Annotated in this window: 21 protein-coding genes; 16 read left to right on the forward strand and 5 right to left on the reverse strand. The window is 48.8% G+C overall.

All coding sequences use genetic code 11. The features are described 5' to 3' along the window. Window positions 1–37: 37 nt before the first annotated feature. Window positions 38–1,384 carry an ATP-dependent RNA helicase SrmB gene (gene srmB, locus GN208_RS00280; RefSeq protein WP_004236999.1) on the reverse strand — a complete coding sequence of 449 codons (1,347 nt, stop codon included), beginning with the start codon at window positions 1,382–1,384 and terminating at the stop codon, window positions 38–40. A 150-nt stretch (window positions 1,385–1,534) separates the two neighbouring features. Between srmB and GN208_RS00285 the strand changes: the two genes are divergently transcribed. The 6 genes from GN208_RS00285 to GN208_RS00310 all read left to right on the forward strand — a co-directional run bounded on the left by GN208_RS00285 (window position 1,535) and on the right by GN208_RS00310 (window position 6,068). Beyond that, window positions 1,535–2,278 (forward strand): methyltransferase, encoded by a 744-nt coding sequence (locus GN208_RS00285; RefSeq protein ID WP_015422604.1) that lies wholly within the window; start codon window positions 1,535–1,537, stop codon window positions 2,276–2,278. Between the two features lie 348 nt (window positions 2,279–2,626). Continuing rightward, complete coding sequence (gene rpoE, locus GN208_RS00290; RefSeq protein WP_004236997.1) at window positions 2,627–3,205, forward strand: RNA polymerase sigma factor RpoE; 579 nt, start codon at window positions 2,627–2,629, stop codon at window positions 3,203–3,205. A 31-nt stretch (window positions 3,206–3,236) separates the two neighbouring features. Continuing rightward, entirely contained in the window at window positions 3,237–3,872 is a 636-nt protein-coding gene (rseA, locus tag GN208_RS00295) for an anti-sigma-E factor RseA (protein WP_004236995.1), read from the forward strand. 2 nt (window positions 3,873–3,874) lie between these two features. After that, the gene (rseB, locus tag GN208_RS00300) at window positions 3,875–4,828 is read left to right on the forward strand and encodes a sigma-E factor regulatory protein RseB (protein WP_004236993.1); all 954 of its coding nucleotides are present in this window, start codon (window positions 3,875–3,877) and stop codon (window positions 4,826–4,828) included. Between the two features lies 1 nt (window position 4,829). Further along, window positions 4,830–5,297: a SoxR-reducing system protein RseC gene (rseC, locus tag GN208_RS00305; RefSeq protein WP_004236992.1), complete on the forward strand. Its 468-nt coding sequence runs from the start codon at window positions 4,830–4,832 to the stop codon at window positions 5,295–5,297. A 396-nt stretch (window positions 5,298–5,693) separates the two neighbouring features. Next, window positions 5,694–6,068 (forward strand): hypothetical protein, encoded by a 375-nt coding sequence (locus tag GN208_RS00310; protein WP_004241910.1) that lies wholly within the window; start codon window positions 5,694–5,696, stop codon window positions 6,066–6,068. A 96-nt stretch (window positions 6,069–6,164) separates the two neighbouring features. Here GN208_RS00310 and GN208_RS00315 read toward each other — a convergent pair whose 3' ends face one another. Then, window positions 6,165–13,574, reverse strand: a complete 7,410-nt coding sequence (locus GN208_RS00315; RefSeq protein WP_004236989.1) for a neuraminidase-like domain-containing protein — start codon at window positions 13,572–13,574, stop codon at window positions 6,165–6,167. A 530-nt stretch (window positions 13,575–14,104) separates the two neighbouring features. Here GN208_RS00315 and lepA point away from each other — a divergent pair. From lepA to acpS, 7 genes are all read left to right on the forward strand, one after another. Then, the gene (lepA, locus tag GN208_RS00320) at window positions 14,105–15,898 is read left to right on the forward strand and encodes a translation elongation factor 4 (protein ID WP_032098592.1); all 1,794 of its coding nucleotides are present in this window, start codon (window positions 14,105–14,107) and stop codon (window positions 15,896–15,898) included. A gap of 27 nt (window positions 15,899–15,925) precedes the next feature. Then, window positions 15,926–16,918, forward strand: coding sequence for a signal peptidase I (lepB, locus tag GN208_RS00325; RefSeq protein WP_004236987.1), 993 nt, complete (start codon window positions 15,926–15,928; stop codon window positions 16,916–16,918). A 178-nt stretch (window positions 16,919–17,096) separates the two neighbouring features. Beyond that, the gene (gene rnc, locus GN208_RS00330) at window positions 17,097–17,777 is read left to right on the forward strand and encodes a ribonuclease III (RefSeq protein WP_004236985.1); all 681 of its coding nucleotides are present in this window, start codon (window positions 17,097–17,099) and stop codon (window positions 17,775–17,777) included. Next, on the forward strand, window positions 17,774–18,682 hold the full coding sequence (gene era, locus GN208_RS00335; RefSeq protein WP_004236984.1) for a GTPase Era: 909 nt from the start codon (window positions 17,774–17,776) through the stop codon (window positions 18,680–18,682). The genes rnc and era overlap by 4 nt, the downstream gene beginning before the upstream one ends. A 7-nt stretch (window positions 18,683–18,689) precedes the next feature. Then, on the forward strand, window positions 18,690–19,448 hold the full coding sequence (recO, locus tag GN208_RS00340) for a DNA repair protein RecO (RefSeq protein WP_004236983.1): 759 nt from the start codon (window positions 18,690–18,692) through the stop codon (window positions 19,446–19,448). Between the two features lie 36 nt (window positions 19,449–19,484). Continuing rightward, window positions 19,485–20,216 carry a pyridoxine 5'-phosphate synthase gene (pdxJ, locus tag GN208_RS00345; protein WP_004236982.1) on the forward strand — a complete coding sequence of 244 codons (732 nt, stop codon included), beginning with the start codon at window positions 19,485–19,487 and terminating at the stop codon, window positions 20,214–20,216. Then, the gene (gene acpS / locus GN208_RS00350) at window positions 20,216–20,602 is read left to right on the forward strand and encodes a holo-ACP synthase (protein WP_004236981.1); all 387 of its coding nucleotides are present in this window, start codon (window positions 20,216–20,218) and stop codon (window positions 20,600–20,602) included. The genes pdxJ and acpS overlap by 1 nt, the downstream gene beginning before the upstream one ends. A 31-nt stretch (window positions 20,603–20,633) precedes the next feature. On the opposite strand, the gene GN208_RS00355 is transcribed toward acpS, so the two are convergent. Further along, a complete protein-coding gene (locus tag GN208_RS00355; protein WP_015422607.1) occupies window positions 20,634–20,894 on the reverse strand; it encodes a YfhL family 4Fe-4S dicluster ferredoxin in 261 nt (86 codons plus the stop codon). A 286-nt stretch (window positions 20,895–21,180) separates the two neighbouring features. Here GN208_RS00355 and GN208_RS00360 point away from each other — a divergent pair, with 286 nt between their 5' ends. After that, entirely contained in the window at window positions 21,181–21,600 is a 420-nt protein-coding gene (locus GN208_RS00360; RefSeq protein WP_004236979.1) for a DUF1240 domain-containing protein, read from the forward strand. A 44-nt stretch (window positions 21,601–21,644) separates the two neighbouring features. On the opposite strand, the gene GN208_RS00365 is transcribed toward GN208_RS00360, so the two are convergent. Next, the gene (locus tag GN208_RS00365) at window positions 21,645–22,025 is read right to left on the reverse strand and encodes a VOC family protein (RefSeq protein WP_004236978.1); all 381 of its coding nucleotides are present in this window, start codon (window positions 22,023–22,025) and stop codon (window positions 21,645–21,647) included. Between the two features lie 561 nt (window positions 22,026–22,586). On the opposite strand from GN208_RS00365, the gene GN208_RS00370 reads away from it, so the two are divergent. Then, on the forward strand, window positions 22,587–22,925 hold the full coding sequence (locus tag GN208_RS00370) for a hypothetical protein (RefSeq protein ID WP_243828265.1): 339 nt from the start codon (window positions 22,587–22,589) through the stop codon (window positions 22,923–22,925). A 147-nt stretch (window positions 22,926–23,072) separates the two neighbouring features. Here GN208_RS00370 and GN208_RS00375 read toward each other — a convergent pair whose 3' ends face one another. Beyond that, on the reverse strand, window positions 23,073–23,603 hold the full coding sequence (locus GN208_RS00375; protein ID WP_032098552.1) for a type VI secretion system baseplate subunit TssF: 531 nt from the start codon (window positions 23,601–23,603) through the stop codon (window positions 23,073–23,075). 118 nt (window positions 23,604–23,721) lie between these two features. Between GN208_RS00375 and GN208_RS00380 the strand changes: the two genes are divergently transcribed. Next, window positions 23,722–24,621 (forward strand): DMT family transporter, encoded by a 900-nt coding sequence (locus tag GN208_RS00380; protein WP_004241939.1) that lies wholly within the window; start codon window positions 23,722–23,724, stop codon window positions 24,619–24,621. The last annotated feature ends 381 nt before the right edge of the window (window positions 24,622–25,002 follow it).

Raw genomic sequence — 25,002 nt, forward strand, 5'->3', positions numbered from 1 at the left:
CAGTCCGTTTTCTTTTATCAGAGAGAAGGAGTTCCGTTTATTCCTGTGGCTCAGCGGCCGCAGGAGTTTGTCCCGCGTGATCTGCGCCTGGCTTGCGTCGTTTTCCGATATTTTTACTGACGCGATGACGGATTTTGGTTTTTTTCTTCTTCTCAGTTTCAGCGATTTTCTGCTCTTTGCGCTTGGCGAGCACTTTTTTCGACGGCTTGTGCGTCGCTTTCTCCGATGGCGCACGGGTTTTCGGCCGTAGCTCATCAATCACGCGCATTTTAACCGGCTCTTCAATATAACGGATGATTTTGCCGAGCAGCGGCTGGTCGTGAGATTCCACCAGTGAAACAGCCACCCCTTTGCGTCCGGCACGGGCGGTGCGCCCGATACGGTGCAGGTAGACATCCGCGGTGCGCGGCAGGTCAAAGTTAAATACGTGGCTGATATCTTCGATGTCGATCCCGCGGGAGGCCACATCGGTGGCGATAAGCACAGTAGCACGGCCGTCAGTCATACGGCTGATGGCTTCGTTGCGTTTCGCCTGAACCATTTCGCCTTCAAGATAGCAGGAGACAATATCCTGTGTGCGCAGCCAGTCAGACAGTTCACGCACGCGCTCACGTTTGCGGACAAACACCACCGTTTTGGTGACATCCGGTTGTTTCAGCAAATGTGCGAGCAGGGCTTTCTTGTGCTCCAGGTCATCGGCACGCAGGTAGAACTGCTGGATTTTTTTGCGCTCACGGCGTGACGGGTCAGCTTCGATCTCAACCGGCTCGTTCAGGATCCGTTTGGCGAAATCGCGGATAGCCTGACCTTCGAGGGTGGCGGAGAACAGCATAGTCTGTGTGCGCCAGCGGGTTTCACCGGCGATGGTTTCGATATCGTTGGCAAAGCCCATGTCCAGCATGCGGTCAGCTTCGTCGAGGATCAGGATCTCAACCGCGCGGCAGTCAAAGTTCTCTTCTTTTATATACTGCAGCAGACGCCCGGTGGTCGCGACAACAATATCCTGGTTCTCACTGAACACTTCGGCGTGGTTCATATAAGCTACGCCGCCGGTGATGGTGGCGACATCGTGATGGGTGAACTGACAGAATTCTCTGGCCTGATCCGCCACTTGCATAGCCAGTTCGCGGGTCGGGGTCAGAATAAGCACGCGTGGCGGCCCGGATTTTTTACGCGGGAAGTCAGACAGGTGCTGAATGGCCGGCAGCAGATAAGCGGCAGTTTTGCCGGTGCCGGTCGGGGCTGAACCCAGAATATCACGATTATCCAGCGCAGCCGGAATAGTGGCTTCCTGGATGGCGGTCGGGCGCTCATAGCCCTTGGCATCCAGTGCGCGGATCAGTTCATCGTTCAGTTCAAGTTCAGAAAAAGTAGTTGCAGTCATTATATACCTCTGTTTGGACCGCTGATTATAAACGGCTTGGACAGGATCTTCATCAAAAATAGTTGTCAGCGTGCGGGACTTTCTTCTGCGGGCAGAAGTCCGTATCCTGTCGCCGGGTTTTCTTTATTTTAACAGACAAACAGTTCAGTGATGATGACAAACGAAAAACAACCTCCGCGCCGCCGTGGTTTTGCCTGCAAACAATTTTTTGTGGCCCACGACCGTTGTGCCATGAAAGTCGGTACCGACGGGGTGCTGCTCGGTGGCTGGGCACCGTGTGAAAATGCCCGCCGTATTCTGGATATCGGTACCGGCAGCGGGCTGGTGGCGCTGATGCTGGCGCAGCGGTCATTGCCGGATACACGGATTGATGCGGTGGATATTGATGCTGACGCTGCAGCGCAGGCCGCAGAGAATTTCCTCGCGTCACCGTGGAGCGACCGGATGCAGGTGTTTCATCAGGATATCGGTGAGTTTACCGCTGCCTGTCCGGAATCCCGTTATGCGCTTATTGTCAGTAATCCGCCGTATTTTGCCCCGGCGGTCGCCTGCCGTGACAGTGCCCGGGAAACTGCCCGTTACACCACATCACTGGAACATCCTCAGCTGCTGCGGCATGCGGCACAGCTTATCACGCCGGACGGTCTGTTCTGTGTGGTGCTGCCGTACACCACCGGACAGAGTTTTATTGCCGCCGCCGGTGAGCAGAACTGGTTTCTGCACACACAGATTGCCGTGTCAGATAAACCGGATACCCCTTTTCACCGGACATTAATCGCCTTATCGCGCCGTCCGGTCAGTGCGCTGCACAAAACGATGAGTATTAAAACGGAAGAGGGCCGTTACAGCGCTGATTTCAAATCATTTATCACCGGTTTTTATCTGAAATACTGAACTGCGTCATTGTAGCGGTTACGGCGGTGCTTTTTTCAGTCAAAAGCGGATTTTACAGGATATTTACACTGTCCTGCGGCAATTTTCCGTGATTATCAGAGGGATTACCGCTGAAAACGTGGTAATCTGTAACGTTAATTGCCGGAAAAACAGGCTGCGGATAAATACGCAGGATTTATCCGGAAAATATGTAGTGAGGATCACAAAAAGGATCCTTTTTTGTAATTTTTTTAAAAGAAAAATGAACTTCGCTATTTTAGCTGACTCAAAGTATCGCTTGCTCATGATGAAGTGAAGCGAAACAGGAAAGAGAATGGTGAAGCTGAGCTTCGGGAGATAACACTGCGAATGAGCGAGCAGTTAACGGATCAAATGCTGGTTGATCGGGTACAGAAAGGGGATCAGAAAGCCTTTAATATGCTGGTGGTACGTTATCAGCACAAGGTGGCGAGTCTGGTATCCCGTTATGTTCCGCAGAGTGATGTTCCGGATGTGGCGCAGGAGTCCTTTATTAAGGCGTACCGCGCAGTCGGGTCATTTCGCGGTGACAGTGCATTTTATACCTGGCTGTACCGTATTGCGGTCAATACAGCAAAGAATTACCTGGTTGCTCAGGGGCGCCGCCCGCCGTCCAGTGATGTGGATGCCGGAGATGCTGAGAATTTTGAATCCTCAGGGGCGTTAAAAGAAATTTCGAACCCTGAGAACTTAATGTTGTCTGAAGAATTAAGAGCGGTGGTTTTCCGCACGATCGATTCCTTACCTGAGGATTTGAAAACGGCGATTACATTGCGTGAGCTCGATGGTCTGAGCTATGAAGAAATAGCTGAGATTATGGATTGCCCGGTCGGCACGGTTCGTTCCCGTATCTTCCGCGCACGCGAAGCCATCGATAATAAAGTTCAGCCACTGATACAAAATCAGTGAGCACTTAAATCACACTGAAGGGAACGTAGGCATGCAAAAAGAGACACTTTCCGCACTGATGGACGGAGAAACTCTTGACAGTGAAGTGGTTACCGCACTGACACAGGATGCAGATCTGCAGGCAGAATGGGCTGGTTATCACCTTATCCGTGATACCATGCGCGGCGACCTGCCGGATGTTATGCATTTTGATATTGCGTCACGGGTAGCTGAAGCACTGGCGCAGGAGCCGGTTTATATCGCACCTCAGGCGATCCCTGAGTCTCAGCCTGAACCGAAAACATGGCGTGATTACGGATTTGTGGCAAAACTGCGCCCGTGGGCCAGTCAGTTAACACAAATCGGTATGGCAGCCTGTGTATCACTGGCCGTGATTATCGGTGTTCAGCACTATAATACCGACGGCACAGAGAGCGTGGTTAACGGTGATGCATCCGCATTCAATACCGTTCCGTTTATGGGCAGTGCGTCACCTGTCAGCCTCGATCTGAAAAACGGCGCCGGTCTTGCCCCGCAAACCCGTTTTGATCAGGAGCGCGGTGCGCGTCTGAATGCGATTTTCCAGCAGTATGAACTGGATCGCCGTGTACACACGGATGGTCAGCCTGAAGTTAAACAGACAGCCACCCCGGAACAGGGTCGCGTGTCTTCACAACCACAGCAGTAGTAATGAAACGAATCTGGTTATCCGTTGCTTTTCTGACGGGCAGCCTGTTACTCGCAGCACCGGCCTCAGCACAACAAAGTGCTGAGGCGTTGCTGCAGAATATGGGTAACGCTTCCCGCACACTCAGTTATGAACTCTCTTTTATCACCATCTCCCCGAAAGGTATCACGCCGGTCCGTTACCGCTATGCGGTTATGGATGGTCAGCCTGTCGCCCAGATTATGCAGATGGACAGCTCCCGCCGGGAAATTGTCCAGCGTGGTCAGGAGATCAGCTACTATGAGCCGGGGCTGGATTCATTCAGCCTGAGCGGTAATCACATTGTTGATTATCTGCCGTCGATTATTTTTGCGGACTTCAATGCGCTGAAAGCCTATTACAATTTTATTGATGTCGGACGGATCCATATCGGCGATCATCCGGGACGGGTCGTGCGCATCACCTCAAAAGATAACTCACGTTACAATTATATTGTGGTCGCAGATGAAGAAACCGGCCTGCCGTTACAGGTGGACCTGCTGGATCAGAATAATGTCTCACTCGAACAGTTCCGCGTGGTTTCTGCTTCCGTGAATAACAGCAGTGTGACAGAAGCACTGAAAGCGGTACAGTCTGTCACTATGCCACCGGTACTGGCTATTCCGCAGCCGGAAAAGATCAAATTTGACTGGGATGTGATGCGTCTGCCGAACGGGTTTAAAGAAATGACCCGCAACCGCCGCCAAGTGGGTGAGCAGGAATGGGTTGAGACCGTGATGTTCAGTGACGGCCTGTTCTCATTTTCCGTGAATGTCGCCAAAGCGGTGAAGACACCAGAAAATCAACAGACAATGCGCCAGGGTTCGCGTACGCTGTACACCATACGTAAAGGTGATAATGAGATCACTGTCTTTGGCGAACTGCCCCCGGCGACAGCCCGGCAGATAGCTGACGGTGTGACATTCAGCGGAGGTTAATATGGTAAAAGAGTGGGCAACCGTGGTGCGCTGGCAGGACGGGCGTGCGGTGTTGCGTTACGGGTCATCTGCCGGATGCGGCAGTTGCAAAGCCCGGGCGGCATGCGGCTCTTATCTGCTGAATAAACTGGGGCCGGAAGCGGAGCATCAGCTTGAAATTCCGGTCAGTGAACCGCTGGTGACCGGCCAGAAAGTGGAAGTCGGGATCCCGGAAGGCAGCCTGCTGCGCTCGGCAATGCTGGTGTATCTCACGCCGCTGCTGGGTTTATTTGCCGGTGCGGGGCTGGTGCAGGCACTGACGGAAAGTCAGTCTGCGGTTCTCGCGGGTGGTCTGCTGGGCGGCGCAGCAGGGTTCCTGCTGGCGCGTAAAATTGCCCGCCACTGGAGCGGCTCAGCGGATTATGAGCCGGTCATCCTGCAAATAGGCCTGCCGCCGTCAGAGCTCAGCATTGATATATGTGAGTCCTGATTTATCCGGGCTCTCCTGTTGTGAAGTATGCCGGTCATGATTTGACCGGCATTTTTTTTACCGCGGGAATGTCAGTGATTCCTATATTTTTCTTATGCTGCTCAGGTAGCATGAGGAACTTCCGTGTAAGAAAATATCCTGATTAGTGAGGGCAGTAATGCTGGTACAGACAGTAAAGGATTACCGTTTTTCATGCAGACAAAAAATGTTTCAGGGGATCAGTGCCGGGAGCTCCGCCTCTCCCCGGGGGTTGGTTTTTCAGTTAACTGACCTGATGACTCAGCTTTCCGTAAATGTGCTGGATATCGGTTTTGGTACCGGAATGTCTGGCACGGACTGGCACAGGATATCCCGCAGGAATTATTTGCCAAATATGATGTTATTTGTCTGCCGGATGTGATTGAGCATCTGGACAGAGATACCGCCATTGAGCTGGTCAGATATATCCTGACCAACATGAATGATAATGCCCGCTTTTTTATCAGTACGCCATTGTGGTTTTATCCTCAGGACACAATACAGGAAGGTGATCTTGAAAAGCACCTTATCGGTGTGCCGGTATCCTCAATGATGGCAATGCTGCCGCAAATGTATTCAGTGAATAATCCCCTTATAGGCGGGTTTATTTACGGCAAAGTCAGTCTTGATTATGCTGATATGTTCAGCCCGGTCACGAATCCGGCATTTTCTCAGGAGCAGGGACAGGCTATCGCCCGCGCGATCAATTTTGACTGCACGCCGGGTAAAGTCACCCGTCTGCAGTATGAATAAAAAAATAACAGCCTGAATGACAGGCTGTTATTGATCACTGCGGGTTGTTTTTATTGGCGACAATCTGATACCCGCAGCTTGTCGCCAGGATAAAAATTAACAAATGGTGTAACGGATATGAATGATGATGTCGGTCAGGCTGAGTAGCAGTGGTTTCTGCTTCTCACCGGTTGCGTCCGGGAAGCTCAGGGTCAGGCTGTTATCATCATCCACCGGGATACCTTCAAACGGCAGCCAGCGGCCGTCATTGAAATCAAGCCGGAACAGGCCGTCATCATTGATACCGTGGGATAGCGCAATGGCTTTGCAGCCGGCCGGCAACGAGTTACCGCCATAGCGGAATATGGCCCGCATATCCTGATAGGGCTCTACGAGTGCCGGTAATGTCACACTGATCTGTTTGATACGGCGTGTTGTGCCCAGAGCCTCAGGGTAGTCATCTTTAATGTTCAGTGCTTTCAGATTGAACGCGGCATGCAATTGGTTATCGGCGGTCATTGAAAGCCCGGTTGATGCCGGTATATTCCCGCTGCCATTACCTTTCAGGAGGTCAGCAATTCCTTCTGCCAGAGTCACATTGTCAGTACGGTACACTGCCGCCAGAGAAACAGTACGGGTGACCTCCAGTGAGCGACTATCCCGTTTCAGCCATGCCTGTTCCATCTCTGCCAGGTTCAGCAGCAAAGATTCCCCGGCCATCAGCCCGGCGTTATTGCTCTGCCATGCGCCTGATTTGATGTAGCGGGTAGCCGTATCATTGGTCTGCCATGCGTAAGCTTTTTCCGCCATCATGCAGCGTGCCGCTGTCAGGTCATAGAAGCGGTAATAGATGGATGCCAGACGGCCGCGCAGCCAGCTGTAGAGCGCTTTATTACTGAATTTGCGCTGCAGGAATTCCAGTTGTGCCTGAGTCTGCGCCTGCTGGATTTCCAGGTGTTCGCGCTGCATCTCTGTGGCGGTGCGGCGGACGGCCAGGGCTTCCAGTTGGGCATCAATCTGTTTCACTTCAGATTCGGCATTATTTTTCTGGATTTCCCATTCCTGACGGCGGCGGCGCCATGCTTCAGACTGGCTGATATTATCCGCAGTAATTTTGGTGGCGGAGGCTGCCAGGCTCATACCTGCACCAATTGCTTTCGGGATACCGCCCCAGCGGCTGCCCCCCACGGCCACGCCGAAGATGTTCGGAGCCATATCGGCAGCGGCGGCGGCCATATCCAGCACGCCAATGGAGGTGCTCAGTATTGCGGAAGAGAGGTACAGATCCATGGTCCGTTTTTCTTCCGCACTGACATTTTCATCATACAGGGCGCGGTAGCTGTCAACGCGGGACTGTGCACCGGCACGGCTCTGTTCCAGTGTTTTCTTCTCGGCATCCAGTTCGGTGAGAGCCTGTTCCTGCATACGCAGGGAAGAGAGCATCAGCTCACCGGCCTGGTTTTGCAGCAGTTCACTCATCGCCTCCGCATCCCGGCGCTCAATCAGCCCCAGGAGGGTGGAACCGAACTGCATCAGCTGCCCGGTCAGTGAACGTGCACTGTCCAGTGCCTGCGGGAAGCGCATTGCCGGGATGTCAGCAGACGGTAAAGGTTTGCTGCCACCGGAGGCTGCGGCTGCGGCACTGAGCAGTGCGGCCGGGTCTGCCGGTGCGGCAAAGACCGGCAGCGATAACGGCTGACCATCAATGGAGAGATTATTACGCAAGTTAAACAGGCGCATTTCCAGCATCTGCCAGTAGCCGAGCAGTTTTTCGTTTTGCTGTGGCCGGAACAATCCGGTCAGGGTATTAGCAGTGCGGACGTCAGGCAGCAGACCGCCGCTGCGGATACGGCTGATTTCGTCATGAAACTGTTTTGCCTGAGTTTTATCTGCTGCATTGCTTAGTGACGGATTTTCCCAACCATTGCTGAAAATGCTGACAGGTTTATCCCCGAGCAGCCCCAGCGCCTGCATATACCACATTTTGGCTTCATTAAGGGTATCGCGTTCCTGCATGCGGTAAGCTTTGTCACCACGGGCAATCAGCAGATCCAGCAGTTTCATCAGGGTGCTGACTTTGTAATGCATCGGATCATTCTGGGCGACCGCATCGGGATCAACCGAATCCAGCGGGTCGGCGTTCCAGGACGTGTCTTCTTTCAGCGGACGCACGCGCCAGTCACCGGCACCGCTTGCAGCAGGCTGCCAGATATAGCTTAACCAGCGGTTAGCTTCGGTAAAGTTTTGCTCCTGCAACAGACGCGTTGCTACCATCATCGGAGTGTAATAAAACAATTCCCAGAAATAAAGGGCATTGGCACCGCTGAAATCCATCGGTTCACCGGATTGTAATAAACCGGTGACGCCGTTTTCTGCCAGGCCGGCGAAGGTGCCGTTGTTAACGCTTTTATCCAATGTCCAGCCTTCAGGATTATTATCGGTACGGAACAGCAGGATTTGTTTTGTTGCTTCTTTCTGGTATGTAGCATTGAGATATAAAGTATCCTGCTGCGCACCAGCAGACTGACTCACCGCATTTTTTCCGGGTTTAATCAGCGGAATAAATAATTTTACTTCTGTATTATCGGTAACACTGAGTGAGCCACTGTAAACAGGAAATTTGCCGGAGCCTGTGGCATCATTGCTGTAATAAATCGTAAATGCCCGGTTAGTGCCGTGGGTATTCTTGTCATACGGTTTCAGTGTCAGTGTGACATAGGTGCCCTGTCCCGGTTTCGGTTCAGGCAGATACTGGGTTTCAGGGGATAATATTGCGTCAATTCCGTTATTGGCACGCTCAATTAACTGGCGGGTGAACAGTGTGTTTAACCGGGTACGGTAACCATCCCATTCCATATATTGAGCGCCGTCCGGCGTGGTGTACAGGGAGATGACTTTTTGAACTGGATCAGTTTTTTTTATAACCAGTTTATAAGTGGTAGTAGCTGCAAGAACATCTGTATTCTTGAACCTGACTTTTATAGTACAATCCAGGTTATTAATATCTGCACCAGCGGGAATGGTTATAGACAGTTTCCCAAACGGGAATGCCAGTGTTTCTCTTGAGACTGTCGGGTATAATGGTGGCCGGAGTCCGACGTCACTACCTGTTATTGTTTCAAATTTCGTACTATTTAGTTCAATCTCAATGGAGATATCATCTGAACTGATTGTTTTGACTTGTGCTATCATTTTGCCCAAGCTAAGCGTGCCCAGTTTTTTTTCACCAGTGCTGATAGTATATTTATCTTCCTCCAACGTTAACCTATCGTCGGTAACATCTCCATATGTAAAATACAACATTGATGTTTCTGCGTGCTTTATAAAGAAACTCGCGAGTTTACGGCCTACCAGCTCAAGAGGAGTAATTAGCGGATAAATTCTACCAATGGAAAGAGAAATATGTTTTTTCGGTGGCTGGTTATTATAAGTATATATGGCACAAGCGTTAATCTTATCGGATATAGAATTATCGGCAGGCTCCATTTTTTTTGATTCCGGAGCATAAACCGTACCGGAATGAGAGTTAAGATGAGTAATATATTTCTTGCGATAAAAATCAGGAATATAATTAAATAATTTATAGGGGGTGATGTTAATATAAGCAGTAGGGTTCAATATCAGTGCAGATATACTGTTTTCAGTTTTGACAGTATAGTCGCCATGGGAGATGACCAGATCAATTTCTTTATTCCCCTCTTGTTTTTCCAGGGTAAATTCGAAAGAGGATATACGATTCAGGAGGGTGTTTACCCTGACGGTAGTTTCTGTATCTAATTGATGGGTAACCGTGGCTAATATCCCTGCTATATTCGGTTCTTTTTTACAGCTCATGTCCGGCTGAATATGTAGCCCGAAGCTATTGGGCTGTGTTTCCTTTTCTATTTGATACCAGGCAATGAGCAGTGAATTATCTTCCTGGCTGGCGGCACAGTACAGACCCGTTTTTTTCCACTCGGATATGTTTTTTTCAGTAATATCATAACTGAACGGCGAAGCCCAGCTGCCATCATATTTGACATGTGTCAGCTTCAGGGTAAAAGATGCCGTATCTTTACCGGTGTTATCTTTCTGTACTTGTTTTTCAATCCATAACAAATAAAGACGTGAATGGAAAATCACCGGACGCACCATATCCCCATAAGGATTCACCGCACAGGTAATTTCTTTCCAGTCACTCCAGGCATTGGCGGCAAAACGGCCATTCTGACATTTACTGTGATCGGCTTTGCGCCAGTAATATTTTTTCGGCTCAGTCTGGCTGGTACCGATAAACCAGGTGTTACCCTGATTAATATTAACCGTATCATGATAACCGCTGACTACTTTCAGGTCAGCGACCTGCTCAAAGGCGGTCAGGTACTGGCGGAAGCCGTTTTCCAGGGTATCTTTGTTGAGCTCACTTTGTGAAAGCTGCTCCAGCATGGTGTTCATCATCCCGGTCTGACCGGTACGGAGGGTCGGATCAACGAAGTTTTCAGGGTAATAGACTAACTGAGACACACCCGCCCAGGTACTGTAGCGTTTATTACAGGCATCCCAGTCTTTAAAGAACTGACGCTCAAGAGCGTCACTGTCAGCACCCGGCTCATCACCGGCAATAGTGCGGTTAATATAGAGCTGAATACCGGCGATGGCATCTGCCAGCAGGGTGGTGGTGATTTCAGCGCTGACTTTTCCGTCCACCAGCAGATTACGCCAGATATCATCACGGTCTGCCACCGGGTTGTTCATAACCAGAGAGCGGTACTCCCCGCTGAGGGCTTCATTGCGGCGCGGCTCAGACTGATTTTGCAGTTGTTTGGTCTGTTGTTCGCTCAGACCGGCCTGTAACAATCCGGCCAGTGCGGAGAGGTCTGTATAAGAAGGTTTCGCATTTTCAGACACTGTCAGCAGAGTGGTGATATCTTTCGGGGTGATATGCAGGGTATCTGCCAAATCCAGCCGTGGCGGCAATGTGGCCAGCTGTGCCCATGTGGTCAGTTCCGGTTTTTGTCCGGCCAGTGTCAGTGCCTGAGTAATCACCTCTTCTGACAGATTCAGTGCTTGTGCCAGAATTTTAACTGTCAGTGTCCCGCTTTGCAGTGCATCCAGTACCGTACCGGCCTGTCCACCGCAGCGGTTAATCAGGTTATGGAAATCACTGATGTTATACAGTTCAGTAATGGTTCCGGCCGGTGCACCCTGTGACAATGTCTGAAGTTCGGCATTACTGAGTGTAAAGGTACGAATTGTCAATGCACGCTGTGCCAGTGCCTGGCACCATGCCGCCAATTTTTTCTTTTCGTCATCAGACGGCGCTTTTTTGATAATAAGCTTCCAGGCCCCGGTGGTGGTGGGTATCCCTGCGGTATGATTGTTATCCAGCCAGCGCAGCAGAGCTTCCCCTGATTCCGTGACGTCCAGTTGCATAGCTGCAGTAATCACCGGTGCCATGGTGGTATACAGCGTTTTTGTATTGGTTTTGTCAATACCACCGTTACGCAGGAGATCCAGCAGGACCTGCATCTCTTTGGTCGGCGCCGCCGGAGATATTTTATCCAGCAGCAGCATCAGTTGTTCAACCGTGATATTTTGTGTATTCAGCCATTGGGTGATCCGGGACAGAAAAGAGAGCATTCCCTGGCGTATTTTGCCATCTAAATCGTAAACGTTCATTGAACTGTAAGGGGAAATCTGCAGCAGAGCATCCAGTTGTGCTACTGTCAGGTTGTGCACATCCGCCAGCAGACGAACAAATAACAGACCACGAAGTTTTTCTGTCTTGTTTTCGATAGTTTTGGATTTGTTTCTACGATTTGTGATAACAAATAGTTGCCACAAACCGGTATTATCTACCCGGAAAGCGCGTTTCAGGACTTCACGACGCGGGTCTTCGGCATCCGGTTCCATCGGCATATCATCACCACCTAAAGTGTAAGTTACACCATTCAGCGGCGGATTATTAAACAGGCGGTCAAAATGGCTGATCTGCCCGTCATAGCTGACTCTGCTGATACCGGCGTTACACAGCATTAATGCTGTTTCAGTATCAATACCGTAACGTTTACGGTAAAGCAGCGTTTCGGTGAAACGGCGTAATTCGTATTCGCTTGAATCATTTCTTACGTGGATTAATGCATGTTGTGTTTCGTGCGGGGTCATACCGCTGACTTTTGCCAGACGCAGTGTTTTGTTGAGTCTGAGGAGCCATATACCCGGTTCTGCATTGGGATGGATGGTGAAGGTGGCTGAGGTGTAATGGTTCCCGTCGCTGGCAGGTTCTGGTTTTTTTCTGGTGATGCCGATTTCAGTCTCTGCTTCCAGAAGCTCAGCATCCAGTGTGACGGGGATACTGTAGTGCTCCCCGGCGAGAGGAACAAAACCATTTTTATCTGCCAGGTTATCAAACGATTTACCATAGCCTATACTAAAATGCGGCGCGTCTTTTATGGTTTCCTTTACACTAAAATTAACTAAAAACTGATTACCACCCTGCGGAATTAAATCAATATAGTCTGCCTGTTTTTCATCACTCTGTGTTTTGGCCAGTTCACTGAATGTGATGTTTCCGTCAGTGCTTATTACCGGTATTACCAGTTTATTATCACCGTTATACACATCCGGTGTTGGTAACCGGCCTGTTATTTCGGCAGCAACAAGGGCCTGAATGTCATCTGCCGGAAGCTCATAATAATTGGCCAGCGCATCCAGAGTCATCAGGTCTTTAATCTTAACCTTCGGGAAGTTTCTTTTGAGAGACTTTTCCAGATCGGAGCCGGTTAATGACTCTGTGTCTTCTGTCAGTATGTTATATAACTTTGGTGAGATACCGGCGTCGTATGCCGCCAGTATGGCAAACTTCGCAGGGTTGCTGAGAATATTATCCGGCAGGACAAAATTCCGCTGTGCCAGGGCATTATGTATTCCCTCAAACGGCGCGTTATACGGGGTTACACCACTGCGGCGGGAGGTCGCCAGGGTTTCATAATATTTGTTTTTGTCTGTCTTACCGGTTTGCGCCATCAGCGCCGTTTCCAGTTGCTCATTAGCCAGTGACAGAGCAGAGATTTCGTTATCCAGATTGTCCTGAGAGAGCACCAGTTTTGCCAGGTCCGGACGGCGCTTATCCAGATTACGGTCACTGTCTTTTGGATGCAGTCCCCGTGCTTCACGGTACAGCTCAGTCAGATAACCGGCAGGGGAAAACATGGAAGAGACGGCGCCGGGTGCGACAAATTTCTCTGCACGCGGCGGAATAATATTATCATAGCCATATGGGGTGGCGCCGTAATAACGGGCAGTATTCATTTCTTTTTTCAGCAGCGGGTTAGCGCGGGTCAGCATCCGGGCGGTATAGAGAATGTTGTTTTGCTTTTCTTTTTGCGCTGCACGGTGTAGTAACTGTGCTTCTTCACGCGATAACCGGCCTGTGTTTTGGCTGCGGATCTCTGCAAGGGACATCGGCATAAAATCTGCCAGTGTCACGGTTGTTTCACCGCTGCGTTGCTGATTCAGTTTTTCAAGAATTCGGGTTATTTGATCCATTGATAATGGCCTCCTAAATATGAAATTTAGTTAATGACATAAGTGTGTACCTTGTAGTACTCCTTAAATTCATTGTTTACCGGTGTTATATTTCTAAAAAAATGAAATCATTGATATATATTACTGAAATTGAGTGTCGGTTTTGGAATGAGGATAGTCAATCAGAACGATTAGCATGATGTGCTGATTTTGATGGAAATTAATTATCTATATGATTATTAATCATAAAAAAAGATATTACGCGAGCGGGAGTAATGAGCTGATTTTATTGTTTTGCTTTTATCATCAATTTTATTTATATAAAAAGTGGTGTCGGTGAAATGACAAAACGAATGCGATCCGTATGGATTATTCGCCGGGCCCGGTTTTTTCTGCGGTAAAATGAACGTTTCTTTGAGTTGAGTGTCTGTAGCATGTAGAATGCTGCCAATAAGTCTATTAACCAGCAATATAGAGTGTTGGCTTTGAGTCCTTACAGGTGTCCAAAGCTAGTTTTATAGGGCATTACAAAGAAGAATTTTATCTTGAAAATCAACCACATCCGAAATTTTTCCATTATTGCTCATATCGATCACGGTAAATCCACGTTATCAGATCGCATTATTCAGATTTGCGGCGGCTTATCCGACCGTGAAATGGCAGCGCAGGTTCTGGATTCAATGGATCTGGAACGCGAACGCGGCATTACCATCAAAGCACAGAGCGTGACGCTGGATTACACCGCACAGAATGGTGAAACGTACCAGCTCAACTTTATCGATACCCCGGGACACGTTGACTTTTCTTATGAGGTCTCCCGTTCACTGGCTGCCTGTGAAGGGGCGCTGCTGGTGGTTGATGCGGGGCAGGGGGTTGAGGCGCAGACGCTGGCAAACTGCTATACAGCGATGGAAATGAACCTGGAAGTTGTCCCGGTTCTGAACAAAATTGACCTGCCTGCTGCCGACCCGGAGCGGGTGGCGGAAGAGATTGAAGATATCGTCGGGATTGAAGCCGCCGATGCGGTGCGCTGCTCGGCGAAAACCGGTGTGGGCGTGACCGATGTGATCGAACGCCTGGTACGTGATATTCCGCCGCCGGAAGGTGACCCTGATGCGCCGTTACAGGCACTGATTATTGACTCCTGGTTTGATAACTATTTAGGGGTTGTGTCTCTGATCCGGATTAAAAACGGCACACTGCGCAAAGGCGACAAAATCAAAGTGATGAGCACCGGCCAGGTGTATAACGCAGATCGCCTCGGGATCTTCACACCAAAACAGGTCGATAAAGAGATCCTCAGATGCGGTGAAGCCGGCTGGGTGGTCTGTGCGATTAAAGACATTCTCGGGGCACCGGTCGGCGATACGTTAACCGGCGCACGCGCACCGGCGGATAAACCGCTGCCGGGCTTTAAAAAAGTCAAACCTCAGGTCTATGCGGGTCTGTTCCCGGTCAGTTCTGATGACTATGAAGCTTTCCGTGATGCACTTGGTAAACTGAGCCTCAACGATGCTTCCCTGTTCTATGAGCCGGAAAGCTCTACCGCACTGGGCTTCGGTTTCCGCTGCGGCTTCCTGGGTCTTCTGCATATGGAGATTATCCAGGAGCGTCTGGAGCGTGAATATGACCTCGATCTGATCACCACCGCGCCGACCGTTGTTTATGAAGTGGAAACCACCAGCGGTGAAATCGTCTATGTCGACAGCCCGTCCAAATTGCCGCCGCTCAACAATATTGAAGAGCTGCGCGAGCCGATTGCGGAATGTCATATGCTGCTGCCGCAGCAATACCTCGGTAACGTGATTACCCTGTGTATCGAAAAACGCGGTGTGCAGACCAATATGGTTTATCACGGTAATCAGGTTGCTCTGACCTATGAAATTCCGATGGCGGAAGTGGTGCTCGATTTCTTCGATCGCCTGAAATCCACCTCACGCGGCTACGCATCACTGGATTACAACTTCAAACGTTTCCAGGCGTCTGACATGGTGCGTGTTGATATCCTTATCAACAGTGAGCGGGTGGATGCACTGGCACTGATTACGCACCGCGATAATTCTATGTACCGCGGCCGTGAGCTGGTGGAGAAGATGAAAGACCTGATCCCTCGTCAGCAGTTTGATATCGCGATCCAGGCTGCCATCGGTATGCATATTATTGCGCGTTCAACAGTGAAACAGCTGCGTAAAAACGTTCTGGCGAAATGCTACGGCGGTGACGTCAGCCGTAAGAAGAAACTGTTGCAGAAACAGAAAGACGGTAAGAAACGCATGAAACAGGTCGGTAACGTTGAGTTACCGCAGGAAGCGTTTTTAGCCATTCTCCATGTCGGCAAAGATTAATCATTCAGCAGGTTGTAAGGAGACATAATGGCGAACACCTTTGCGCTGATCCTGACCCTGGCAACGTTGGTTACCGGGATCATCTGGGCGGTGAATAAATTTAAAATTCAGCCGGCCCGTAAGAAAAAACTGGCGCGCATGGCGGAGCTGACTGAAGGAACCATGGATCAGGCCCATCTGGCTGAGACTGTGGCCAAACCGGGCTGGGTGGAAGGTACCGCATCCCTGTTCCCGGTGCTGGCGATTGTCCTGATCGTGCGCTCATTTATTTATGAGCCGTTCCAGATCCCGTCCGGGTCCATGATGCCGACGCTGTTAATCGGCGACTTTATGCTGGTGGAAAAATACGCGTACGGGTTAAAAGACCCGATCACGCAGACCACCCTGATCAAAACCGGGGAGCCGAAGCGCGGTGATATTGTCGTGTTTAAATATCCGGAAGATCCGCGTGTCGATTATGTCAAACGTGTGATTGGCCTGCCGGGCGATAAAGTTGTTTATGACCCGTATGCCAAAGAGTTACAGGTCTATCCGGGCTGTACCAAAGACCAGAGCAGCTGTGAAACCCTGCCGGTCACCTATGGTCAGGAGTATGAAAGCGAGTGGGCTATCCGCTGGGAAAAATCCCCGCTGGGCGGCTCCTTTATGAGTGGCGGCGCACGTCAGTTCCCTATCGAAGATGATATGGAAGTCGGTTATCGTCGTCAGGCGGAACGGATTGAAAACCTGGGGCCGGTTGCTCACCATATTCTGACTGTTCCGGAAATCACCCCGGACAGCATCAGCGGGCAGCGCCTGTTCCGTCAGCCGGGATTACCGGAGTACACCTGGGTGGTGCCGGAAGGGCATTACTTTATGATGGGTGATAACCGCGATAACAGTGCGGACAGCCGCGTCTGGGGATTTGTGCCTGAGCAAAACCTGGTCGGCCGTGCAAGCTTTATCTGGTTAAGCCTTGAAAAACAGGAAGGTGAATGGCCTACCGGTCTGCGCCTGAGCCGTTTCGGACGGATAGAATAGAAAAAACAGAATTTGCTGAGCATTACCTGTAATCACAGTGTAGAATATGCCCCGCAAAATGATTGGCTCCCCGGTATACGGGGAGCCAGTGCAAACGCAACAGTTTTGTATCGCGGCTTTTCGCGGCTACAGGTCTGTTGCGTGTGCGTTTTATAAACATCCTAATTTTTGGTCGCACATGAACCCGATAGTGATAAACCAGCTGCAGCGAAAACTCGGCTATACTTTTACCCGTCAGGACTTATTAATGCAGGCACTCACTCACCGCAGTGCCAGCAGCAAACATAACGAACGCCTGGAATTTCTCGGCGATTCTATTTTAAGTTTTGTTATTGCCAATGATTTATATCACCGCTTCCCGAAAGTGGATGAAGGGGATATGAGCCGGATGCGCGCCACACTGGTGCGCGGAAATACCCTGGCGGAACTGGCCCGCGAATTTAACCTCGGCGAATGTCTGCGCCTGGGGCCCGGGGAACTGAAAAGCGGCGGCAGCCGCCGTGAATCGATCCTCGCGGATACCGTCGAAGCCCTGATTGGCGGGATTTTTCTCGACAGTGATATTCAGACAATTGAGCGGATTATCCTCAGCTGGTATGAATCCAGACTGAACGAAATCTCGCCCGGGGATAAACAAAAAGACCCGAAAACCCGGTTACAGGAATACCTTCAGGGGCGGCATCTGCCTCTGCCGAACTACCTGGTTGTTCAGGTAAAAGGTGAAGCTCACGATCAGGAGTTCACCATTCACTGCCAAATCAGCGGTGTTGAACAGCCGGTAAAAGGAACCGGTTCCAGCCGCCGGAAAGCCGAACAGGCCGCGGCGGAACAAGCATTAATTTTGTTGGAGCTTGAATGAGCGAAGAAAACACCTATTGCGGCTTTGTCGCGATAGTCGGACGTCCCAATGTGGGCAAATCCACCTTACTGAACCAGTTACTGGGGCAGAAAGTCTCTATTACCTCGCGGAAACCGCAGACCACGCGGCACCGCATTATGGGGATCGATACACAGGATAATTACCAGATTATCTATGTGGATACCCCGGGGCTGCATATTGAGGAGAAACGGGCAATCAACCGCCTGATGAACCGTGCGGCCAGCAGCTCCATCGGTGATGTTGAGCTGGTGATTTTCATGGTTGAAGGCACCAACTGGACGCCGGATGATGAGATGGTACTGAATAAAGTCCGCTCTCTGCGCTGCCCTGTACTGCTTGCCATCAACAAAGTGGACAACGTGGAAGATAAAACCAAACTGCTGCCGCATATTGCGTTCCTCAGCCAGCAGATGGATTTCCTCGACGTGGTGCCGCTCAGTGCCGAGAAGAAAATGAACGTCGATACCATTGCGAACATCGTGCGTCAGCACATTCCGCAGGCACCGTTCCACTTCCCGGAAGATTACATCACTGACCGTTCACAGCGTTTTATGGCCTCTGAAATCATCCGTGAAAAACTGATGCGTTTCCTCGGCGATGAACTGCCGTACTCGGTGACTGTGGAAATCGAACAGTTTGTTGTGCAGGACAACGGCGTATTTCAGATCAACGGTCTGATCCTCGTTGAACGCGAAGGCCAGAAAAAAATGGTTATCGGCAACAAAGGCAGCCGTATCAAAACTATCGGGACGGAATCCCGTATTGATATGGAACGCCTGTTTGATGCCCGTGTTCACCTCGAACTGTGGGTGAAAGTCAAAGCCGGCTGGGCAGATGATGAACGTGCACTGCGCAGCCTGGGTTATGTTGACGACCTGAAGTAACGCACCAATGGACGGCTGGCAGCGCGCATTTGTACTCCATAGTCGCCCTTACAGTGAAACCAGTCTGATGCTGGATGTATTCACTGAACAGGAAGGGCGGCAGCGCCTGCTGGCGAAAGGGGCGCGCCGCCGCCGTTCAGGTCTCAAAGGGGCATTACAGCCCTTTACGCCGCTTCTGATCCGCTGGGGCGGGCGCGGGGAACTGAAAACCCTGCGTGATGCGGATCCTATTTCCCTCGCATTACCTCTGAGTGGTACTGTCCTTTACAGCGGTCTGTATATCAATGAGCTGCTCTCCCGTGTGCTGGCTAACGGCGTCACCTATTCCGCTCTGTTTTTTGACTATCTGCGCTGCCTTCAGTATCTCGCGGCCAGCGACACCACACCGGAACAGGCACTGCGTCAGTTTGAGCTGGCACTGCTGCATCATATCGGTTACGGCGTGGACTTTCTTCACTGTGCAGGCAGCGGACAGGAAGTCTCTGATACCATGACGTACCGTTACCGTGAGGAAAAAGGCTTTATCGCCAGCCTGGTGGTGGATAACAGCAGTTTCACCGGCCGTGAACTGAAAGCACTTGCCGCCCGGGAATTCCCGGATGCGGAAACTTTACGTGCCGCCAAACGCTTCACCCGCATCGCTTTAAAACCCTATCTCGGCGGAAAGCCATTGAAAAGCCGCGAATTATTTCGTCAATTTGTGCGCCCGCCGTTGGTTTCAAAAGAAAATGGCCGCAGTGGTTCCTCTTCGTCTGAAAAAGGTTAAACTGAATAACAAAAGTTACCCGGAGGATGATAAAAAATGAGTGAAGTTTTATTGGGTGTAAACATTGACCACATTGCAACTGTCCGTAATGCACGCGGCACCAACTATCCTGACCCGGTTCAGGCGGCATTTGTCGCAGAGCAGGCGGGGGCGGAAGGTATCACTGTGCATCTGCGCGAAGACCGCCGTCATATCACCGACCGTGATGTGGAACTGCTGAGACAAACCATTCAGACCCGTATGAACCTGGAAATGGCGGTCACTGATGAAATGGTCGATATCGCCTGCCGTATCAGACCGGCATTCTGCTGCCTGGTACCGGAAAAGCGTCAGGAAGTTACTACGGAAGGCGGTCTGGATGTTGCCGGTCAGAAAGAAAAAATCGCCCGTGCGGTGAAACGCCTGACTGAAGCGGGTATTAAAGTTTCCCTGTTTATCGACCCTGACCATACCCAGATTGATGCTGCGGATGATGTCGGCGCACCGTTTATTGAGATCCACACCGGCGCTTATGCGGACGCGGAAACGTCTCAGGAAGAAGACAAAGAATTTATCCGTATCAAAGATGCGGTTGCTTATGCGGCTGGTAAGGGCCTGAAAGTGAATGCCGGACACGGTCTGAACTATCACAACGTCCAGCGTGTTGCGGCACTGCCGGCGATTTATGAGCTGAATATCGGCCATGCGATCATCGGCCGTGCGGTCTTCAGCGGACTGGCTGCTGCTGTTGCGGATATGAAAACCCTGCTGCGGGAAGCCCGTCGTTAATGGCAATTGTCGGCATTGGTACAGATATTGTTGAAATAAGTCGTATTGAAGCGGTTATCGGGCGTTCCGGCGACCGCTTTGCAAAACGGATCCTCAGTGACGCGGAATGGGACGTGTACCGGCAGCATAAACAGCCGGTGCGCTTTCTGGCCAAGCGGTTTGCGGTTAAAGAAGCGGCATCCAAAGCACTGGGCACCGGGATCCGTCAGGGGCTGGCGTTTAACCAGTTTGAAGTCAGTAATGACTCACTAGGCAAACCTAACCTGACCTTTCTCGGCTATGCCGGAGAACTGGCTGCCGCCCGTGAAGTCACACACTACCATGTCTCTATTGCCGACGAGCGTCATTACGCTTGTGCTACGGTTATTCTCGAAACAAACACCTGAAATTGCGCCCTCTGCGGGCGCATCATTACGCTTAAATCTTATCGGCGTGATACATCAGCACAAACTTATCCCACAGCATTTCCTGTGTTTCGGTATGTTCAGGATCGATAATAATGGTGTTGGTAATCGGACAGACTGACTGGCAGGTCGGTTTATCATAATGCCCGACACACTCAGTACATAAATCAGGATTAATTTCATAGATAGAATCCCCCATTGAAATCGCTTCATTAGGGCACTCAGGTTCGCACATATCGCAGTTTATGCAACGTTCGGTAATCAGTAACGCCATAATCGCTATCACCATATAAATTATTTAAAATTCAGTAACTTATATCTTGCACTTATACGTTACTCTCTGCCGCTTCCGGCAGTGTTCCCGGAACTGATTATAGCGGCTTTTATCGGTTGGTAACACCCGGTAAGGCTGTTACAGATGACAGTATGCCCAAAAATTTCCGGAACGGAGATAAAATGCCTCAAAAACTGAACGGTGCACAGAATTCAATATAATGTACCGGTATACCGAGTCAGGACATGACTTTCATCATAGATGTACATTTTCAGGGAACAGAGACATGGATGAGCCGGTGAAGAAAAAATATAATATAGCGTTCATGGCATTGCTGCTGATTATGCTATCTGTTTTTTATATATGGCTATCGGTAGTGTACTTTTCAGACTATATAAATAAAAAAGATATTATCAAGGTTCATATTGGTCAGTTTTTTATACTTTCTGTACCATTGTTACTGTACTTTGCATCAGGCAGTATCATGATTTTTTTAAATAAAGAAAAATTTCTTAAAAAGCATAAATTTTTCAAAGTGTTATTTTATATATTCCTTTCTTTGGCTATTTTTTCATTTATTTTATTAATAATCGGTCCGATGTACATGGATAAAAAACTTATATCTGAGGGATATATCGAATGCCCGAAAGCCTCATTCAGGTCATCAACGGTTTATGTTGCTGATACTGGTTTGTGCAAAAAATAACAGGGAGTGTATTCCCTGTTATTTTATCAGATCACAGATTATCATCAATCAATATTTGTGGTGTCAGTCGCACAGACTCTCAGGCGATGACCATCGGGGTCGGTTGCCACGAAAGTATAGCCGAAATCCAGCATTACGGGTTTCATAATAATCTCCACTCCCAGTTCACTCCATTTGCGGAAAATCTCATCAACTTCCCGGTTACTGATATCTGACATGCATATTTCCGTACCGCCAATATGTGGTTGTGGTGCAGGGTCGATACCGGATTTTGCCTGAAGTCCTAATATCATATCGTCCGATAAGGCAAAAACAGAAAATTCACTGTATTGTTCAACAGGCTCTGCATTAAGAAGTCTGGTGTAAAAACGGGTACTTTTCTCAACGTCGCTGACGTACAGAATAATGCTGTTTGGTTTAAACATGCTGCCTCCTGTGGTTTTTCATATCATAGCCCCGTTGAATGACAGAAATTGTCAGCAGTGATAAATCCGGAATAGTGCCACCGGGGTTACCTGTGTATTTTTATAAAAAAATAATAATGATCTGATGTGATTGGTAAATCATTATTTTGATGTTATTTGTTTTTCCGGAATAAAGGGCCGAAGTATTGCTGTGGCTTTATTATTTATTGCCGGAAGTGTAACATTTGCAGAATAAAATATATTGTAACAGTGAAAAAATTATCTTGCACAGTTGTGGCAGGAATTGCTGACACAATTTATATCGGTATGAATCAACAGAACAGGGACTTCCTGTATATTCTTCACTCAAAGCAACAGGTATGCAATGAAAAATATCAACACATTGAAGTCAATCACAAATCAGGGAACCGGTAAATTTGTATTGCTCAGCATATTAACTGCGGGTATTTATCCGATAATGTGGGCCTGAAAAAATACTGATGCCTTTAATTCAGAGCTGAAAATGAAACCATTTGAAAGTTCAGTGTTCATTTATCTGGCGATTGCAATGGGGGTGTCTTTATGGATGTATTCAGCTTTATGAGTGATGCCTATAATTACGGGTATATCGCTGAATCAAACAATATTTATGATATATTGGGTACTATCATCACAATCGGGATGACTGTTTTCTGGATTGTCTGGGCATTTAAGATGAAGAGCGCTTTAGAATATTATGCAGCAAAAGAATTCGGCATTTCTCTGCGTCTTAACGGATTCTGGACATTATTATTTCAATACTTCTATATCAACTACTGCATGAATGCGCTGGAAGAAGATTTTGCCAAGGAAAAAATGCTGGCAGATGTCCGGAGTAACTACTCAAATAACAGTACGGATGATGATGAAAATAAAAATTAATTTACTGTTACCTCTGTGCCTGCTTCTTTCAGCGCCGGCGCTGGCGGTTGACGAATAAATACGCTGTTAATTCCTGTCTCTGAAAACGGGCTGTTAATCTGTGATAGCGGCCCGTTTATTTCAGCTACTTCCCTCAGATGCACATGTTTAAATCAGTGATTTATACCCGTTCAGTAAATAAGGCGCCAAATGCCAGACCGTATCATTATCGGTAAATTGCACATTCATTTTCAGCATCATATTTTCTGACAGGCAGAACGGGAAGAAATGATATAAGTGCATGACAAACATAAAGGCATCGCCGGTATTGTCATATTTATGCGGATCCAGTGTCATTGTCAGATCCAGACAGCGGTAAGGTTTTCCCCGGACAAGGCGGTCATCCAGTACTGAATCAACCGCGTGAATACCGCTCAGCAATTGGTTTATCTGTTTGCAGCGCTGCCGGTCTGTATCCTGATACAGCACATAGTCACTGATCAGCTGTTTTACCGAATCTACTGACGACAGCATAAAACTGTTGGCACTGTAGTGTGACAGCAGATTCCAGTAAGCGTGATTATCCGTTATCGGCGGGTAGCACGGCGTGCATTGTGTGATACCGGTGGCTTCCAGCAGGTCCGGCAGCAGCGGGCGGAATATGATTATGACATCTCCGGGCACAGAACCGGCGGCCACTCCTGGCCACATTCATTAAAAATTATTTTAAAAACCATAACTATTTTGATAAATAACAAGTCTGCTTTGTGGTCACCATGTTACGGTCGGATAAATATTGGCCAGGCGGGAGCGGGATATGCCTTATTTATTCTTAACGCTGGCGGCGTGTTTCTGGGGCGGGAACTATGTTGTCGGGCATCTTTTGGTGACAGAAGCCGACCCGGTGATTTTATCGCAACTGCGCTGGCTGGTGACGGCGGTTTTACTGATGACGCTGTATTTCAGTCAGGTGAAACAGCAGTGGGAATTCATGAAAAAGGCAAAAGGGATAATTCTGTTTCTGTCATTATGCGGACAGGTTTTATTCCCGGTCACATTGTATATTGGTCTGCAATATACCACAGCACTTAATGCTGCTATTTATATGTCGGCAACGCCGTCAATTGTTTTACTGATCAATGCGCTGGTGTTTAAAGAAAAAATTCAGGGGAAAAATTATATCGGCGTATTATTGAGTACGTTAGGTGTGATTTATCTGATATTTAAAGGTAATCTGAATTTTTCAGAAGTGATCAGTCATCTGAATAAAGGAGATTTGTGGGCACTGGGGTCCGCCATCAGCTGGGCGTTGTATTGTGCTTTTTTAAGACTGAAACCCCGTGAGGTGAAAGGTAATGCATTTGTGGCCATCAGCTCGGTGACCGGCAGCCTGATGATGTTACCAATACTGATTATTTATCTGTTTTCACATGATTTTCAGATCAGCAATATGGGAAATTATGCCTCGCCGCTGTTTATATCCGGGCTTGCCTATCTGGTTATTTTTCCGTCTTGGCTATCATACCTGCTGTGGAATAAAGGTATCCTGACTATCGGTGCAACAAGAGGGGAGATTTTCTCTCACCTGATCCCGCTGAGTGGCGGTTTCTTTGGTGTTCTTTTCCTCAGTGAAAAATTACACAGTTTCCATTTTTTAAGTGGTGCTTTAATTATTTCCGGAATTTATTTTTGTTCTTCTGCGAAAAAACAGGGGTAAAGTAAAGGGGGATGATGCTTGTTATTTTTTATTTATTTCCATTGGTAAATAATAATGGAGTGTCATTAATCCCGATTATTTTAAAAATTAATATCACAGGCGGCCGGGTGCCGGGACATAAAAATCCATCTCCTATGATAAAGAAACTGGCCACATCGGTACTGGTACAATCAAATACTAAAAAACAAACCGGAGCGATATTGAAACTCTGGCCTCTGATGTACTGAAAAGTGATCAGTATGATGAAAAAGCCAAAGCTTTTGCGGCATTGGAACTGTCTCAGGCTAATAAAGAACGATTCAGTCCGTGTAAGTAATGTGTTATTTAATAACAGTCAGTAATTAAAATTGAAGTGTAAGATAAATAATGAAATTATTTTTT

It is taken from the genome of Morganella sp. HSTU-ASny43 (genome assembly GCF_022819185.1).
In the GTDB taxonomy this organism is placed as follows: Bacteria; Pseudomonadota; Gammaproteobacteria; order Enterobacterales; family Enterobacteriaceae; genus Morganella; species Morganella morganii.

What these genes read in the sequence shown, in the direction of transcription:
- acpS (WP_004236981.1), top strand. Translation starts at nt 20,216, where the DNA reads ATGGCAATTGTCGGCATTGGTACAGATATTGTTGAAATAAGTCGTATT.
- GN208_RS00285 (WP_015422604.1), top strand. Translation starts at nt 1,535, where the DNA reads ATGATGACAAACGAAAAACAACCTCCGCGCCGCCGTGGTTTTGCCTGC.
- rseB (WP_004236993.1), top strand. Translation starts at nt 3,875, where the DNA reads ATGAAACGAATCTGGTTATCCGTTGCTTTTCTGACGGGCAGCCTGTTA.
- rpoE (WP_004236997.1), top strand. Translation starts at nt 2,627, where the DNA reads ATGAGCGAGCAGTTAACGGATCAAATGCTGGTTGATCGGGTACAGAAA.
- srmB (WP_004236999.1), bottom strand. Translation starts at nt 1,384, where the DNA reads ATGACTGCAACTACTTTTTCTGAACTTGAACTGAACGATGAACTGATC.
- GN208_RS00370 (WP_243828265.1), top strand. Translation starts at nt 22,587, where the DNA reads ATGGATGTATTCAGCTTTATGAGTGATGCCTATAATTACGGGTATATC.
- GN208_RS00360 (WP_004236979.1), top strand. Translation starts at nt 21,181, where the DNA reads ATGGATGAGCCGGTGAAGAAAAAATATAATATAGCGTTCATGGCATTG.
- era (WP_004236984.1), top strand. Translation starts at nt 17,774, where the DNA reads ATGAGCGAAGAAAACACCTATTGCGGCTTTGTCGCGATAGTCGGACGT.
- rseA (WP_004236995.1), top strand. Translation starts at nt 3,237, where the DNA reads ATGCAAAAAGAGACACTTTCCGCACTGATGGACGGAGAAACTCTTGAC.
- recO (WP_004236983.1), top strand. Translation starts at nt 18,690, where the DNA reads ATGGACGGCTGGCAGCGCGCATTTGTACTCCATAGTCGCCCTTACAGT.
- GN208_RS00380 (WP_004241939.1), top strand. Translation starts at nt 23,722, where the DNA reads ATGCCTTATTTATTCTTAACGCTGGCGGCGTGTTTCTGGGGCGGGAAC.
- pdxJ (WP_004236982.1), top strand. Translation starts at nt 19,485, where the DNA reads ATGAGTGAAGTTTTATTGGGTGTAAACATTGACCACATTGCAACTGTC.
- rnc (WP_004236985.1), top strand. Translation starts at nt 17,097, where the DNA reads ATGAACCCGATAGTGATAAACCAGCTGCAGCGAAAACTCGGCTATACT.
- GN208_RS00355 (WP_015422607.1), bottom strand. Translation starts at nt 20,894, where the DNA reads ATGGCGTTACTGATTACCGAACGTTGCATAAACTGCGATATGTGCGAA.
- GN208_RS00365 (WP_004236978.1), bottom strand. Translation starts at nt 22,025, where the DNA reads ATGTTTAAACCAAACAGCATTATTCTGTACGTCAGCGACGTTGAGAAA.
- rseC (WP_004236992.1), top strand. Translation starts at nt 4,830, where the DNA reads ATGGTAAAAGAGTGGGCAACCGTGGTGCGCTGGCAGGACGGGCGTGCG.
- lepB (WP_004236987.1), top strand. Translation starts at nt 15,926, where the DNA reads ATGGCGAACACCTTTGCGCTGATCCTGACCCTGGCAACGTTGGTTACC.
- GN208_RS00315 (WP_004236989.1), bottom strand. Translation starts at nt 13,574, where the DNA reads ATGGATCAAATAACCCGAATTCTTGAAAAACTGAATCAGCAACGCAGC.